At 39.6% G+C, this 16,024-nt stretch carries 13 protein-coding genes and 1 other annotated feature; of the genes, 12 read left to right on the top strand and 1 reads right to left on the bottom strand.

Translation table 11 applies throughout. From position 1 onward, the window contains the following. The first annotated feature begins 169 nt into the window (after positions 1 to 169). The 4 genes from LMF32_RS05085 (at position 170) to nusG (ending at position 2,779) form a co-directional block, all read left to right on the top strand. The gene (locus LMF32_RS05085) at positions 170 to 1,474 is read left to right on the top strand and encodes a hemolysin family protein (protein WP_092480879.1); all 1,305 of its coding nucleotides are present in this window, start codon (positions 170 to 172) and stop codon (positions 1,472 to 1,474) included. 211 nt (positions 1,475 to 1,685) lie between these two features. After that, positions 1,686 to 1,838 carry a 50S ribosomal protein L33 gene (rpmG, locus tag LMF32_RS05080; RefSeq protein ID WP_092480880.1) on the top strand — a complete coding sequence of 51 codons (153 nt, stop codon included), beginning with the start codon at positions 1,686 to 1,688 and terminating at the stop codon, positions 1,836 to 1,838. A gap of 34 nt (positions 1,839 to 1,872) precedes the next feature. After that, entirely contained in the window at positions 1,873 to 2,052 is a 180-nt protein-coding gene (gene secE, locus LMF32_RS05075; RefSeq protein WP_092480881.1) for a preprotein translocase subunit SecE, read from the top strand. Positions 2,053 to 2,230: 178 nt separating this feature from the next. After that, on the top strand, positions 2,231 to 2,779 hold the full coding sequence (gene nusG / locus LMF32_RS05070) for a transcription termination/antitermination protein NusG (protein WP_092480882.1): 549 nt from the start codon (positions 2,231 to 2,233) through the stop codon (positions 2,777 to 2,779). A gap of 527 nt (positions 2,780 to 3,306) precedes the next feature. On the opposite strand, the gene LMF32_RS05065 is transcribed toward nusG, so the two are convergent. Next, positions 3,307 to 4,101, bottom strand: a complete 795-nt coding sequence (locus LMF32_RS05065; protein WP_230524052.1) for an NRDE family protein — start codon at positions 4,099 to 4,101, stop codon at positions 3,307 to 3,309. A gap of 148 nt (positions 4,102 to 4,249) precedes the next feature. On the opposite strand from LMF32_RS05065, the gene LMF32_RS05060 reads away from it, so the two are divergent. The 8 genes from LMF32_RS05060 (at position 4,250) to rpoC (ending at position 16,021) form a co-directional block, all read left to right on the top strand. Continuing rightward, complete coding sequence (locus LMF32_RS05060; RefSeq protein ID WP_230524051.1) at positions 4,250 to 4,693, top strand: hypothetical protein; 444 nt, start codon at positions 4,250 to 4,252, stop codon at positions 4,691 to 4,693. A 306-nt stretch (positions 4,694 to 4,999) separates the two neighbouring features. Further along, on the top strand, positions 5,000 to 5,425 hold the full coding sequence (rplK, locus tag LMF32_RS05055; protein WP_143084252.1) for a 50S ribosomal protein L11: 426 nt from the start codon (positions 5,000 to 5,002) through the stop codon (positions 5,423 to 5,425). A gap of 101 nt (positions 5,426 to 5,526) precedes the next feature. Next, positions 5,527 to 6,216, top strand: a complete 690-nt coding sequence (gene rplA, locus LMF32_RS05050; RefSeq protein ID WP_230524050.1) for a 50S ribosomal protein L1 — start codon at positions 5,527 to 5,529, stop codon at positions 6,214 to 6,216. Positions 6,217 to 6,272: 56 nt separating this feature from the next. After that, positions 6,273 to 6,401, top strand: a sequence feature (ribosomal protein L10 leader region). Positions 6,402 to 6,462: 61 nt separating this feature from the next. After that, positions 6,463 to 6,963 carry a 50S ribosomal protein L10 gene (gene rplJ, locus LMF32_RS05045; RefSeq protein ID WP_092480887.1) on the top strand — a complete coding sequence of 167 codons (501 nt, stop codon included), beginning with the start codon at positions 6,463 to 6,465 and terminating at the stop codon, positions 6,961 to 6,963. 76 nt (positions 6,964 to 7,039) lie between these two features. Further along, positions 7,040 to 7,408: a 50S ribosomal protein L7/L12 gene (gene rplL / locus LMF32_RS05040; RefSeq protein ID WP_092480888.1), complete on the top strand. Its 369-nt coding sequence runs from the start codon at positions 7,040 to 7,042 to the stop codon at positions 7,406 to 7,408. A gap of 324 nt (positions 7,409 to 7,732) precedes the next feature. Continuing rightward, complete coding sequence (locus tag LMF32_RS05035) at positions 7,733 to 8,338, top strand: class I SAM-dependent methyltransferase (protein ID WP_230524049.1); 606 nt, start codon at positions 7,733 to 7,735, stop codon at positions 8,336 to 8,338. A gap of 380 nt (positions 8,339 to 8,718) precedes the next feature. Then, on the top strand, positions 8,719 to 12,276 hold the full coding sequence (gene rpoB / locus LMF32_RS05030; RefSeq protein ID WP_092480890.1) for a DNA-directed RNA polymerase subunit beta: 3,558 nt from the start codon (positions 8,719 to 8,721) through the stop codon (positions 12,274 to 12,276). A gap of 112 nt (positions 12,277 to 12,388) precedes the next feature. Continuing rightward, the gene (gene rpoC / locus LMF32_RS05025; RefSeq protein ID WP_278046264.1) at positions 12,389 to 16,021 is read left to right on the top strand and encodes a DNA-directed RNA polymerase subunit beta'; all 3,633 of its coding nucleotides are present in this window, start codon (positions 12,389 to 12,391) and stop codon (positions 16,019 to 16,021) included. The last annotated feature ends 3 nt before the right edge of the window (positions 16,022 to 16,024 follow it).

The raw sequence follows: 16,024 nt of genomic DNA, 5'->3' as shown, positions 1-16,024 counted from the left end.
ATATGCGTTGAGAAAACAAAATCAACGTAAAATAAAGAACGCGTGTTTTGTGATGTTGGACAAAGAGTGTTCATAATGGGCCGGTTAAAAATGAAGTAAGACTTGTAGGGGAATAACAGTCATGCTATTATAGGAAATAAATTGCAATTTTGGGGGGAATAACTATTACATGGACAGTGATAGTATAAGGTACATTATCTTTTTAGGGCTACTCATAGCAGCATCCGCATTCTTTTCTGCTTCTGAGACAGCTTACACGTCGTTGAACCGCATGCGTTTGAAAGAGTTAGCAGAAGATGGAGACAAGAAAGCTAAGTTAGCATTGTCTCTAGCAGACAATTACGACACTCTCTTATCTACTATTTTAGTAGGAAACAATATCGTAAATATTTTAGCTTCGTCTTTAGCCACTGTATTGTTTGTCACTTATTTTCCAGTAACTGGCGTAACCATCTCGACAATCGTCATGACAATCTTAGTGTTGATTTTTGGTGAAATTTCACCAAAGAGTATTGCTAAAGAAAGGCCTGAAGCATTCGCAGTGAATGCTGCTCCTTTTTTAAGGATCGGAATGGTAGTACTAACTCCAGTCAACTTTTTCTTTAAGTCGTGGAAAAAACTGTTAAACAAACTTTTTACTTTTGAGGCGAGTGACAGTATTAGCGAAAAGGAACTGCTTTTCTTGGTAGATGAGGCTCAAAATAGTGGTGGGATCGAAAATCATGAACACCAATTGATCCGGTCAGCCATTACGTTCAATGAATTGGAAGTTCAAGATATTTTAACGCCACGTGTAGATGTTATTGGAACAGATGTGAACAGCAGTCTGGAAGAAATAGAAACGTTATTTTTGACAGAAGGCTATTCTAGAATAGTGTTGTATGATGACTCCATTGATAAAGTCGTTGGTGTACTGCATCAGAAGGATTTTTATGCTTTTGTCAAAAACAATGCTGGTACCGAAATAAATCAATCGATTCAATCCATTGTCAAAGATGTCATTTGGACACCGGCCAATATGAAGATTTCTAAATTGTTGAAACAGTTGCAGTTGGAAAAAGCTCATTTGGCGATCGTGAGTGATGAATATGGCGGAACAATTGGTATAGTAACGTTAGAAGACATCCTGGAAGAGCTGGTAGGCGAGATTTGGGATGAGCATGATGAAGTTACCGAAGAAGTAGTGAAGATAGATGAATCTACTTACCGCATTGCAGCTTCTGCCAATCTAGATAAAGTATTAAGTTTATTTGGTATCGAAGAAGAGTTTATTTCCAATACCGTGAGCGGTTTTGTGATGGAGCAAATGGGAAAACTGCCTGATGAAGGAGATACATTCGTTTATCACAACCTTAAAATAACGGTCACCAAAGTAAGGTTTAGACGGATTCTTGAAACTTTCGTTGAGTTGATTCCTGAAACAGATGAAGAAGAACTCTTGTCTATGCCAGAATTGAGCGACCCGACCCTTTAATACCGATAAAGATTAAAAGCATGGATTTGAACCCTGTAGACTGGCAAAATAACTTTTTCTGCCAGCTTACAGGGTATTTTAAAGAGATCAAAAGGCATTAAAGCAGATACATCTTCCCCGCAGAAAGCGCAAGAGAGCTTGACATGAAAGGGAAGTAATGGTAAATTGTGAGCGATACCCTAGGTTTTTAAGAAAGAATAGGTGAAAAGATTTGAGTGCAAAAAAAACAGCGTTGGCTTGCTCTATTTGTGGTTCTAGAAACTACACAGCTCGTGCAGGTGAAACAACTCGTGCAGAACGTTTAGAAGTTAAAAAATTCTGTAAATACTGTAACAAACATACGTTGCATCGTGAAACAAAATAATCAAGCAAGCTAAAGATAGTTTGGAGGGAATAAAGTGGGGAAAGTAAAAAACTTTTTTGGCGGTGTTCGTCAAGAAATGCGCCAAGTGACTTGGCCAACAGGAAAAGAATTGAGAAAATACACAGTTACTGTCTTTGGAGTAGTCATCTTATTTGCTATTTTCTTCTTTGTAGTTGATTTTGCCATCACATCATTACTGGATTTATTTATCTAAATTACATGCAGTGGTCAAGATATAACTAGCCTTAAGACTTGACTAATGGTATAATGAGCACAATAAAGCATTACGCAGAGCCTTCCTTATATGATGGAGAAGGTTTTTTTGTGTGTTTAAAAGAAAGTAAACCGGTAGAATGAACTTGACCCCAAAACCCATACAAGGAGTGTTAATAATGGAAGAATTAGAAACTGAAAAACAGTGGTATGTACTGCATACGTATTCTGGCTATGAAAATAAAGTAAAACAAAACATTGAATCCCGTGCAAACAGCATGAACATGGAAGATTACATTTATCGTGTGGTAGTTCCTGAAGAAGAAGAGCACGAAGTAAAAAACGGTAAAGAAAAAGTAAAAATGAAGAAAGTTTTCCCTGGATATGTATTAGTGGAAATGATCATGTCAGATGACTCTTGGTACGTGGTTCGTAACACTCCTGGTGTAACTGGGTTTGTTGGTTCACACGGAGCAGGAAGCAAACCAGCTCCATTATTGCCTGAAGAAGTGAAATCGATCTTGCGCAGCTTAGGAATGAGCACTCGCCACCAAGAATTGAACTTTGAAATCGGCGAAACGGTAACAATCATCGAAGGTGCCTTCAATGGTATGACCGGTCGAGTTACTGAAATCGAAGAAGAAAAAGGCAAGTTGAAAGTAAACGTAGAAATGTTTGGACGCGAAACAAGCACCGAACTAGAATTCGACCAAGTAGACAAACTATAAGAGAGCGAAGCAAGGCGTTTTGCTCCTCGAATATAAGTTTAAACCCCCAACAGTTAGGTGTTTTTCCTGACAGTTGGGGGTTAACTTATAGGCGCGTGAGCAGCCTTGTGCAGCTCGTTTAAAGAGAGCGGAGCAGAGCGTTAAGGATTCCGTAGAGTTCAGTTTCCGGTTTTTATTGGGTATCTTCCCCAATAAAAACCGGAAATGAAATCATAGGAAGCCTGCTCTGCATAGCTCGTTTAGAAAAGCAGTATGCCTTCAGCCCCTGACCAGTTAGGTAAATAACTAACTGATCAGGAGCTATTTTGCTGCCAAATAATCTTTATTTAACCCTCTTTATATATGGAGCGAAGTAAAATTTGTGTTCCAATAAACGCAAACTTTCTTTCAAAAGGTAACGTAAAAACAAATTGCGTTACCTTTTGAAAGATGTTGATAGAAAATCGTCACGCAAACTAAATTTGCGTGACGGTTTTCTGTATTTGATGTTAAAAATGGTACGCAAATCGTCCCCAGGCATCAAAACGTCAACGATCTAACACGAAGGAAAAAGAATTCTCTTCAAGAAGGCCGTTTTCAGTGAATCTGCGCTCTGTGAAGGTGACTTGGTTCTGTTGATCCACTAAAATCACAGTCGTCCCTACCGTCCCATACTCCTTTGTTCGAATAAAAACAGCCGATGCTGCTTCTTCAAACTCAACAGGGAGCCCTGTTTCTGGAAGTTCTTCTTTTTTAGCCGTTTCTGTGTCGGCAAACAAATCAAATAATTGTTCTGTGATGTCAGTTTGGCTGCCTTGCAACTGATTCAACCCGGCGGTGACTTTTTTGACTTTGGGCCATGGCGTATTCAAAGTAGCGTTGCTTAAGCCGTGAATGCCCGATGAAATAGGCGATAAACTGCCGTCGAAGTTATTGTAATGAAGAAAGTGACCATCAAGTATGTTGCCGAAAATCAAGTTATACCCATCATATTGGTTTCTAGTTTCTACTAAATGAACAGCGTACTCGTCAGCTGTTTGGCTGCTGATTAAGAAGTCTTTTACAAGTGCTCCGCGAGAAGTAGTGAATGTTTTTTCTGATCCAGCATCAATCGAAGGGCCAACAGATGATTGCCGACAGTTCGTCAGTGCAGCGAATTTTCCTTGCTTAGTAATCCCGAGCCAAGTTCCTTTTTGCATTTCATCTCGTCTAGCCAACAGATCAGGATATTCTGGCCAATAGTGGGCACGTTGAGTAGGTCTAGAATAAGATTCGTCTCTATTTGCGGCGAAGATGAATTTATAGGTCTCGCTTTGTTGAAGTTGAAATCCGATATTGCACATAGTATCCTCCTTAGCAGAAGTAGTTGATAGAAACAGTATACCTTAATAGGAAAAGAGATGGCTGAAAACAGCCTTACTTTTTATGAGCAAATTTGCTATAAGAGTTTATGCTATACTAAACAGAAATCATTTCAAGGGGTGAAGCAGGATGAGAGACATTATATTGATTTTATCGGAAATTATGAATCAAATACACGATATTTTAATGGTTAGAGTCGGCATAAATATGACAGATAAACAACTGCACTTCTGGGTGATAGGGTTCATTGGTTTAGTGACTTTCCTTATCGTATTTGTTTTAGTGAAATTGATCCAATTGTTAAAGTTCCATACAACGATTTTGTCGTTTATCTTTACGTTCATCATGATGACGGTATTTGTATTTGCCATTGAGATCCAGCAAGCCGTATCGAACAGCGGAAATATGGAATTTGCGGATGCCATAGCGGGGTTATGGGGATTTATTGTCTTTTTTGCTGTTTTATGCTGTGGTTGCTGGACTCTTGTATGGTATGTATCGAATGGCTCGAGGGAAGAAAACTGGGCGCAAAAAAGAAAAGTTGAAAAAAGACCGTTCAACTCCAATAGTTGAAAAGAATACAGCTGATTCCAAAGCTGAAATAAAACCAGAGCCAAACATCGACACGATGGATGAACAAAATGAGAAACCAATTCGCACTCGAACAGAAACAAGAAAACGAAAAGAATCTATCAAATAATAGTGAAGAATAGCGACACAGATTACAGGATTTTTAACAAAAAAGTCTAGAAAACCGGTTGACAAGCAGTGGTAAGTGTTCTATAATTCCATGGTACGTCTAGGCGTATGTACCAATGTGGGAGGGGAAATATTAACCCCATTCAACCACACCCGGACAAAATCAAGGAGGAATGTCTCGTGGCTAAAAAAGTTGTAAACGTAGTAAAATTGCAAATTCCTGCAGGAAAAGCAAGTCCAGCTCCACCCGTAGGTCCAGCTTTAGGTCAAGCACAAGTAAACATCATGGGATTCTGTAAAGAATTCAATGCACGTACAGCTGACCAAGCAGGTATGATTATTCCAGTTGTAATCTCTGTATATGAAGATCGTTCATTTACATTTGTTACAAAAACACCACCAGCTGCAATCTTATTGAAAAAAGCTGCAGGTGTTGAATCAGGTTCTGGTGAACCAAATACCAAAAAAGTTGCTACTGTTTCTCGTGACCAAGTTAGAGAAATCGCTGAAACAAAAATGGAAGACTTAAACGCTGCAAACGTTGAATCTGCAATGCGTATGGTCGAAGGTACTGCACGAAGCATGGGATTTGTCGTAAAAGACTAATCTGATTCGAAGCTTCTCAGTATCTCTTCGAGAAGCTTTGCTTTTCGAAGGATAAGTGGGAGGTTTAACCGTTATAACCACAATCAAGGAGGAAAATAAACATGGCTAAAAAGAGTAAAAAATTCTTAGCTGCTTTGGAAAAAGTAGACGCTACAAAAGCTTACTCAGTTGAAGAAGCTGTAGCTTTAGTAAAAGAACTTGACTATGCTAATTTCGACGCAACTATTGAAGTTGCTTACCGTCTTGGAGTTGACCCTAAAAAAGCTGACCAACAAATTCGTGGGGCAGTTGTTCTTCCAAACGGAACAGGTAAATCACAAAAAGTTTTAGTTTTTGCTAAAGGCGAAAAAGCTGCTGAAGCAGAAGCTGCAGGAGCAGATTACGTAGGTGAATCTGATCTTGTTCAAAAAATCAATGGTGGATGGATGGACTTCGACGTTGTCGTAGCAACTCCAGACATGATGGGTGAAGTTGGACGTCTTGGACGTGTCTTAGGACCTAAAGGATTAATGCCTAACCCTAAAACAGGAACTGTTACTATGGACGTAGCTAAAGCTATCAATGAAATCAAAGCTGGTAAAGTAACTTACCGTGTGGACAAACAAAGTAATTTGCATGCTCCAATCGGAAAAGTATCTTTCGATGCTGATAAATTGATCGAAAACTTTAAAACTATCCAAGATACAGTGTTGAAAGCTAAACCTGCAACTGCTAAAGGGGTTTACATCAAAAACGTTACAATCACTTCAACATTTGGTCCTGGGGTAAAAGTTAACCCTCAATCATTCTAAAAACCAAAAAAGTTCTTGACCTAGGCGATGAGAATTGGTAAACTCGTCTAGGTTAAGAATAAATTGAATTATTACCGAAGACAGTAGGTGGCTTTTGCCTTAATTTCCTACCGAGGATGATATGTCGTGAATACACACTACACAATCTCTATGTCTACGGTGACATGGGATTTTTTATTTGTATAGGACTTTTTTGAAAAGTCTGAATGGAAAATTCCCGCCAATTGATCAGGAGGTGAAATGTTAATGAGTGAAGCAGCAATCGCTAAAAAACAAGAATTAGTAGATTTAGCTACAACAAAATTTAAAGATGCTGCCGCAGTAGTAGTAGTTGACTACCGTGGATTAACAGTTGAAGAAGTTACTGAATTACGTAAACAATTGCGTGACTCTGGAATCGAAATGCGTGTTATCAAAAACTCTATTTTATCTCGTGCAGCTAATGCAGCTGGACTTGAAGGAATGGACGACGTATTTAAAGGACCTACAGCTATCGCTTTCAGTAATGAAGATGTTGTTGCACCAGCAAAAATTATTGCTAATTTTGCTAAAGAAGCAGAAGCTTTAGAAATCAAAGGTGGAGTTATCAGTGGTAAAGTTTCTTCAGTAGAGGAAATCAACACACTTGCAACACTACCAGACCACAACGGTTTACTTTCTATGTTGCTATCTGTACTTCAAGCACCAATCCGCAACACTGCACTTGCAGTCAAAGCTGTTGCAGAACAAAAAGAAGAAGTTGCTTAAACCTAAGCGCTACTCTTTTAACGAACAAACAAGCAAGCTAATAAAAAACTAAAACATTATAATGGAGGAACTAACAATGGCATTAAACATTGAACAAATCGTTGCTGATTTGAAAGAATCAACAATCTTAGAATTAAACGACTTAGTAAAAGCAATTGAAGAAGAATTTGGCGTAACTGCTGCTGCTCCTGTAGCTGCTGCTGGTGGAGCTGGAGAATCTGCTGCTGCAGAACAAACAGAATTCACTGTTGAATTAACAGACGCTGGATCTGCTAAAATCAAAGTAATCAAAGCTGTTCGTGAAGCTACTGGCTTAGGCTTGAAAGAAGCTAAAGCATTAGTTGACGGAGCTCCTGCTGCAATCAAAGAAGGCGTATCTAAAGAAGACGCTGAAGCATTGAAAGAAGCTATCGAAGCTGCTGGCGGATCTGTAGAAGTTAAATAATTATTTTTTAAATAATTAACTATCCTTTACAACCAATTAAAAGGCTTGAGTCATTGCGACTCTAGCCTTTTTTATTTGCCCACTTTTGAGTATAATTAAAGAAGAGAGCGGAGCATGGCGTTCAGCTTACTGGATATAAGAAGGATTCGACCAGTTAGGTGCTTTTCCTAACAGGTCGAATACAGCTTATAGACACGTAAGTTGCCATGTGCAGCTCGTCTAGAGAGCGAAGCAAACCGTTCCGTTAACTGAATTGGTAGATAAGTCTAAAATTTAGCGTTCATATAAAGACAGATAGAACGCATAAGCAAGGAGTGAGTAATCATGTCAGATCATTATTATACAAGCAACCCGCATGCGAAAAGCGAGGTCGTTTCTTGGGAATATACGTTAAGAGGAAATGAATTTCAATTTACGACAGACTCAGGAGTATTCTCTAAAGCGACAGTTGATTTTGGATCACGTTTATTGATTGAAACAGTCGACTTTAATGAATTGCCCGAGGGAGATTTGTTAGACGTAGGTTGCGGATATGGACCAATGGGGTTAGCTTTAGCGAAAGAAGATCCGAAACGCATCGTTGAAATGGTAGATGTAAATGAACGTGCAATCGGATTAGCGCAGCAAAATGCACAAAAAAACAACATTTCTAATGTTCTTATTCATACATCTAATATTTATGATGAAGTAAAAGGTACAGAATTGGCAGCTGTTTTTAGTAATCCTCCAATTCGTGCTGGAAAAAAAGTGGTGCATGAAATTTTGACCGGTGCATTTGAAAAATTGACAGTCGGCGGCATGCTGATGGTTGTCATTCAAAAGAAACAAGGTGCTCCAAGTGCGATGTCTAAAATGGAAGAAACGTTCGGCAATACGGAAGTTGTGACAAAAGACAAAGGCTACTGGATTATAAAAAGTGTAAAAGAATAAAAAGCGTTCGTCCTTTAAGTAAGATTTTTATCTTGCGAGAGGGAGGAATGTTTTTTTTATTGAAAAAAGTTGTGAGTGTCCACTAAATAGACAAAATATAGACTGAAAATAGGCTTGACTATTTAAGCAGATAAGAGTAAAATCAATAGATGCAGTAGTATCTAAAAAAATAAGCTGTTGATTTGAAATATTGTCCAAATCAATGGGTTATGTATGCAAAACAAAAGAAAATGTGCTTTTTTTTGAAAAAGTTACGGATCTTTTGGTTTTTTTTTGCCTAAAAACAGGGTAGGAATCGTCTTTTTCAGCAAGTTTTTCATTTGTAACACAAATGTAATATAAGGCGGCATATAGGAAGATACGAATAATCTTTTTAAGGGGTGAACAGGTTGGCAGGCCACTTAGTAAATTACGGTAAACACCGTACACGTAGAAGTTATGCACGTATCAATGAAGTTTTAGAACTGCCGAATCTGATTGAAATCCAATCAGACTCATATCAATGGTTCTTAGATGAAGGATTACGTGAAATGTTTAGAGATATTTCACCAATCGAAGACTTCGCAGGAAACTTATCACTAGAGTTTTTGGATTACACATTACAAGAACCAAAATACTCTGTTTCAGAAGCTCGTGCTCATGACGCAAATTATTCCGCACCTATATATGTAAAATTACGCTTGATCAACAAAGAAACTGGGGAAGTAAAAGACCAAGAAGTATTTTTTGGTGATTTCCCATTAATGACTGAAATGGGTACTTTTATTATCAATGGAGCTGAGCGTGTTATTGTTTCTCAATTAGTTCGCTCACCAGGTGTGTATTTCAACTTGAAGATTGATAAAAATGGCCGCGAAAGTTTCGGTTCTACATTGATCCCTAACCGTGGAGCTTGGTTAGAATTTGAAACAGATGCTAAAAACATTACGTATGTACGTATCGACCGTACGCGTAAAATTCCTTTGAGTGTACTTGTTCGTGCGTTAGGATTCGGTTCTGATGATCAAATCTTAGACATTTTTGGTTCAAACGAATCATTGAACTTAACGTTAGAAAAAGACATTCATAAAAATGCGAGCGACTCTCGTACAGAAGAAGCCCTTAAAGATGTATACGAACGACTACGTCCAGGTGAGCCGAAAACAGCTGACAGCTCAAGAAGCTTACTGACAGCTCGTTTCTTCGACCCAAAACGTTATGACTTGGCAGCAGTAGGTCGTTACAAAGTAAATAAAAAATTAAGCTTGAAAACTCGTTTGTTCAACCAAACAGTAGCAGAAACATTGATTGATTCTGAAACAGGAGAAATCATTGTAGAAGCTGGTACGCTATTAGACCGCGACCAAATGAACAAATTGGAAGAGCACTTGGACAATGGATTGAACAATGTTACTTTCTATCCAAGTGAAGATGGTGTAGTTCCAGAACCTATCACATTGCAAATCGTAAAAGTTTATTCTAAAGAAGATCCTGAACGCATTGTAAACGTGATTGGTAACGGAAATGTTTCAGAAGACCACAAACATGTGACTCCTGCAGATATCCTTGCATCAATGAGCTACTTCTTCAACTTGCAAGAAGGCATCGGCAACGTAGACGACATTGACCACTTAGGTAACCGTCGTATCCGTTCAGTTGGTGAATTGCTGCAAAACCAATACCGTATTGGTTTGTCTCGTATGGAACGTGTGGTTCGTGAACGTATGTCTATTCAAGATATGTCTACTGTAACACCACAACAATTGATCAATATTCGTCCAGTTGTAGCATCAATCAAAGAATTCTTTGGTTCTTCTCAATTGTCTCAATTCATGGACCAAACAAACCCATTAGGAGAGTTGACGCACAAACGTCGTTTATCTGCCTTAGGGCCCGGCGGTTTGACAAGAGACCGTGCTGGATACGAAGTTCGAGACGTTCACTATTCTCACTATGGCCGTATGTGTCCTATCGAGACTCCTGAAGGTCCCAACATCGGATTGATCAACAGTTTATCTAGTTTTGCTAAAGTAAACAAATTTGGTTTCATCGAAACACCGTACCGTCGTGTGGATCGTGAAACTGGAAAAGTAACAGAGCACATCGATTATTTAACAGCTGACGAAGAAGATAATTACGTTATCGCTCAAGCGAATGCTCCATTAAACGAAGATGGTACATTTACAAATGATATCGTTCTAGCTCGTTACAAAGATGAAAACTTAGAGATGTCTGTATCTCGTGTAGACTACATGGACGTTTCACCTAAACAAGTAGTTGCCGTTGCGACAGCATGTATTCCTTTCTTGGAAAACGATGACTCCAACCGTGCCTTGATGGGTGCCAACATGCAGCGTCAAGCTGTACCGTTGATCAAACCAGATGCTCCTTTAGTAGGAACTGGTATGGAACATGTAACTGCAAGAGACTCTGGAGCAGCTATGATTTGTAAGAATGACGGAATTGTTGAGTATGTAGATGCTGATCAAATCCGTGTTCGCCGCGACAATGGTGCTTTGGACAAATATTCAGTAATCAAATTCCAACGTTCTAACTCAGGTACTTCTTACAACCAAAATCCGATCGTTTCTAAAGGCGACCGTGTAGACAAAGGTGAAATTTTAGCTGATGGTCCATCAATGGATCAAGGTGAAATGGCACTTGGTCAAAACCCGGTAGTTGCTTTCATGACTTATGACGGATACAACTTTGAGGATGCTATCATCATGAGTGAACGTTTAGTAAAAGATGACGTTTATACTTCTATCCATATTGAAGAATATGAATCAGAAGCTCGTGATACAAAACTTGGACCTGAAGAAATCACTCGTGAACTTCCAAACGTCGGTGACGACGCACTGAAGAACTTGAACGAAATGGGTATTATCCGTATCGGTGCTGAAGTTAAAGATGGCGACTTGTTAGTAGGTAAAGTTACTCCTAAAGGGGTTACGGAATTATCTGCTGAAGAACGCTTGCTGCACGCGATTTTTGGAGAAAAAGCTCGTGAAGTTAGAGATACTTCATTACGCGTACCTCATGGTGGCGGCGGAATCGTTCATGATGTTAAGATCTTTACTCGTGAAGCCGGCGATGAATTATCACCAGGTGTAAATATGTTAGTTCGTGTTTATATCGTTCAAAAACGTAAAATCAACGTTGGGGATAAAATGGCTGGACGTCATGGTAATAAAGGGGTAGTTTCCCTGATCTTGCCTGAAGAAGATATGCCGTTCTTACCAGATGGTACACCAGTTGATATCATGTTGAATCCACTTGGGGTTCCTTCTCGTATGAACATTGGACAAGTATTTGAAACACATATGGGTATGGCTGCTCGTCGTTTAGGTATTCGTATCGCAACTCCAGTATTTGACGGAGTTCGTGAAGAAGACTTATGGGCTACTGTTAAAGAAGCCGGTATGGCAGCAGATGCTAAGACAGTATTGTATGATGGACGTACAGGTGAACCATTTGATAACCGTGTAACCGTTGGGGTTATGTACATGATCAAATTGGCTCACATGGTTGACGACAAATTACATGCTCGTTCTACTGGACCATACTCTCTTGTGACACAACAACCATTGGGTGGTAAAGCTCAATTCGGTGGACAACGTTTTGGTGAGATGGAAGTTTGGGCTCTTGAAGCTTATGGAGCTGCTTATACTTTACAAGAAATCTTAACGTACAAATCCGATGATGTTGTTGGACGTGTGAAAACTTACGAAGCAATCGTTAAAGGTGAACCAATTCCGACTCCTGGTGTTCCTGAATCTTTCCGTGTATTAGTAAAAGAGTTGCAATCTCTTGGACTAGACATGAAAGTATTGGACGCACAAGACGAAGAAATTGAATTACGCGATATGGACGATGACGATGACATCGGTACTGTTGATGCGTTGAGCAAATACGCTGAAGAACAAGAAAGAGTTAGACAAGAACAAGAAACTGAATAAATGCGTAAGAGAGTTGGTTTCAAAGCCGAGACCAACTCTGCATCTTATTCAATTAAGTACGAAACAATTCGAGCAGTTAGGGCAGCTCAACAAATAAAGGGAGGTTGGCCCCTTGATAGACGTTAATAATTTTGAAAGTATGCAAATAGGTTTGGCTTCTTCTGATAAAATCCGCAGTTGGTCTTATGGTGAAGTTAAAAAACCGGAAACAATCAATTACCGGACGCTGAAACCTGAACGTGATGGTTTATTCTGCGAGCGCATCTTCGGCCCATCTAAAGACTGGGAATGTGCCTGTGGTAAATACAAACGTATCCGTTATAAAGGAATCGTTTGTGACCGTTGTGGTGTTGAAGTTACTCGTTCAAAAGTACGTCGTGAACGTATGGGACATATCGAGTTAGCAGCACCAGTAACACACATTTGGTACTTTAAAGGTATTCCAAGCAGAATGGGTCTTGTTTTAGACATGAGTCCTCGTGCTCTAGAAGAGGTCATTTACTTTGCTTCTTATGTCGTTATTGAACCAGGCAACACACCGCTTGAAAAGAAACAATTGCTGACTGAAAGAGAATATCGCGAAAAACGTGCTCAATACGGCAACGAGTTTAAAGCCGGAATGGGTGCTGAAGCGATCAAACAATTGTTAGACGATGTAAACATTGAAAAAGAAGTAGCTGAATTAAAAGAAGATTTGACTACTGCAACAGGACAAAAGAGAACTCGTGCGATCCGTCGTTTAGACATCATGGAAGCTTTCAGCTTGTCCGGTAACGATCCTACATGGATGGTTATGGATGTTGTTCCAGTTATCCCTCCGGAAATTCGTCCGATGGTTCAATTGGAAGGTGGACGCTTTGCAACAAGTGACTTGAATGACTTGTACCGCCGAGTGATCAACCGTAACAACCGTTTGAAACGTTTATTAGACTTAAACGCACCAAACATCATTGTTCAAAATGAGAAACGTATGTTGCAAGAAGCAGTAGATGCGTTGATCGATAATGGTCGTCGTGGCCGTCCAGTTACTGGACCAGGTAACCGTCCATTAAAATCACTTTCTCACATGTTGAAAGGGAAACAAGGTCGTTTCCGTCAAAACTTGCTGGGTAAACGTGTTGACTATTCAGGTCGTTCAGTTATCGTTGTTGGTCCTACATTAAAAATGTACCAATGTGGATTGCCGAAAGAAATGGCTGTTGAATTGTTCAAACCTTTCGTAATGAAAGAATTAGTTGAACGCGGAATCGCGAACAACATCAAAAATGCTAAACGTAAAATCGAACGCCAAGATGAAGATATCTGGGATGTATTGGAAGAAGTTATCCGTGAACATCCAGTTCTATTGAACCGCGCACCGACATTGCATAGATTAGGGATCCAAGCATTTGAACCAATCTTAGTAGAAGGTAAAGCGATTCGTTTGCACCCATTAGTGTGTGAAGCTTATAACGCCGACTTTGATGGGGACCAAATGGCTGTCCACGTTCCATTAAGCGACGCTGCTCAAGCTGAAGCACGTATTTTAATGTTAGGTGCACAAAACATCTTGAACCCTAAAGATGGTAAACCAGTTGTTACACCATCTCAAGATATGGTTTTAGGTAACTACTACTTGACGATGGAAGAAGACGGTCGTGAAGGCGAAGGAATGGTATTTAGTAGTATCGAAGAAGCTGAAATGGCTTATCAACAAGGATATGTTCACTTGCACTCTAGAGTGGGTATCCAAGTTTCTGATATTAAAAACAAACCATTTACTGAATGGCAACGCGATAAAGTATTGATTACCACTGTTGGTAAATTGATCTTTAACCAAATCATGCCAGTAGAATTCCCTTACTTGAACGAACCAACACAAGTAAACTTAGAAGTTCAAACACCAGATAAATACTTCGTTGAATATGGAACAGACATTCCAGCATTTATTGCTGAACAAGAATTAGTTAAACCGTTCAAGAAGAAAAATCTTGGTAACATCATCGCTGAAGTATTCAAACGATTCAAAGTCGCTGAAACTTCAAAAATGTTGGACAGAATGAAAAACTTGGGTTACAAACATTCAACTAAATCTGGTATCACAGTAGGTATCGCCGATATCGCTGTGTTAAGAGAAAAAGAAGCAATTCTAGATGACGCTCATAAACAAGTTGAGAAAGTTACTAAACAGTTCCGTCGTGGTTTGATCACTGACGAAGAACGTTACTCTAAAGTTATTGATATCTGGAATGCTGCTAAAGACACTATCCAACAAAAATTAATGGAAGTGTTGGACGACAGAAACCCAATCTTTATGATGAGTGACTCTGGAGCCCGTGGTAACATCTCCAACTTTACTCAGTTAGCTGGTATGCGTGGATTGATGGCTGCTCCGAACGGACAAATCATGGAATTACCGATCACTTCGAACTTCCGTGAAGGTCTAAGCGTTATGGAAATGTTTATCTCTACCCATGGGGCTCGTAAAGGTATGACCGATACAGCCTTGAAGACAGCCGACTCTGGTTACTTGACTCGTCGTTTAGTTGACGTTGCTCAAGATGTTATTATTCGTGAAACTGACTGTCATACTGACCGCGGTTTAGTTGTTCGCGCTATTGTGAACGGCAACGAAGTTATCGAGCCTCTTGAAGAGCGTTTGATTGGTCGTTACACGAACAAATCTGTTATTCACCCTGAAACTGGTGAAGTGATCGTTGGAAGAAACGAATTAATCACAGAACCATTATCCAAAGTTATTTTAGATGCTGGTATCGAAGAAGTAACAATCCGTTCTGCATTTACATGTAACACTCCTCATGGGGTATGTAAATACTGTTACGGACGCAACTTGGCTACTGGTAGCGAAGTTGAAGTTGGAGAAGCAGTTGGAACAATCGCCGCTCAATCAATCGGTGAGCCAGGTACTCAGTTAACAATGCGTACTTTCCATACTGGTGGGGTTGCCGGAGACGATATTACTCAAGGTCTTCCTCGTATCCAAGAGATCTTCGAAGCTCGTCATCCAAAAGGACGTGCAACAATTACTGAAGTTACCGGTGAAGTTATCTCTATTGAAGATAAACAAGCTGAGCGTATTAAAGAAGTAACGATCAAAGGTGCAACAGATACACGTACCTACACTGTTCCTTACACTTCTCGTATGCAAGTAGCTGAAGGAGATATCGTTCAACGTGGACAAGCCTTGATTCAAGGTTCTATTGATCCGAAAGAATTGATCGACATTAGTGATGTATTGACGGTCGAAAACTATATGTTAGCCGAAGTTCAAAAAGTATACCGTATGCAAGGGGTAGAAATTGGGGACAAACATATCGAAGTTATGGTTCGTCAAATGTTGCGTAAAGTTCGAGTTCTTGACCCAGGTGATACTGATCTATTGCCAGGTGCGAAAATCGATATCGCTGAATTTACAGAGAAAAATAAAGCAGTCTTAACGACTGGCGGTCTGCCAGCTACAAGTCGTCCTGTATTGCTTGGAATCACTAAAGCATCACTTGAAACAAACAGTTTCTTGTCTGCTGCATCATTCCAAGAAACAACTCGCGTCTTGACAGATGCTGCTATCCGCGGTAAACGCGACCCATTATTAGGATTGAAAGAAAATGTTATCATCGGTAAGATCATTCCAGCTGGTACAGGAATGCGTAAATACCGTAAGATGGATCCTAAAGGAATTGGCGTTGTAAGCGAAAATGTTTACAGCATCAATGATTTAGAAACAGAAACTCCTTCAGAATTTTAATGG

This window comes from Desemzia sp. C1, assembly GCF_020882875.1.
Classification (GTDB): domain Bacteria; phylum Bacillota; class Bacilli; order Lactobacillales; family Carnobacteriaceae; genus Desemzia; species Desemzia incerta.
This window is presented reverse-complemented; position numbering and strand designations above follow the sequence as displayed.

Excerpts from the sequence above, each read along its gene's own strand:
- LMF32_RS05085 (WP_092480879.1), top strand. The coding sequence starts at position 170 with ATGGACAGTGATAGTATAAGGTACATTATCTTTTTAGGGCTACTCATA.
- nusG (WP_092480882.1), top strand. The coding sequence starts at position 2,231 with ATGGAAGAATTAGAAACTGAAAAACAGTGGTATGTACTGCATACGTAT.
- LMF32_RS05065 (WP_230524052.1), bottom strand. The coding sequence starts at position 4,101 with ATGTGCAATATCGGATTTCAACTTCAACAAAGCGAGACCTATAAATTC.
- LMF32_RS05060 (WP_230524051.1), top strand. The coding sequence starts at position 4,250 with ATGAGAGACATTATATTGATTTTATCGGAAATTATGAATCAAATACAC.
- rplA (WP_230524050.1), top strand. The coding sequence starts at position 5,527 with ATGGCTAAAAAGAGTAAAAAATTCTTAGCTGCTTTGGAAAAAGTAGAC.
- rplJ (WP_092480887.1), top strand. The coding sequence starts at position 6,463 with ATGAGTGAAGCAGCAATCGCTAAAAAACAAGAATTAGTAGATTTAGCT.
- rplL (WP_092480888.1), top strand. The coding sequence starts at position 7,040 with ATGGCATTAAACATTGAACAAATCGTTGCTGATTTGAAAGAATCAACA.
- LMF32_RS05035 (WP_230524049.1), top strand. The coding sequence starts at position 7,733 with ATGTCAGATCATTATTATACAAGCAACCCGCATGCGAAAAGCGAGGTC.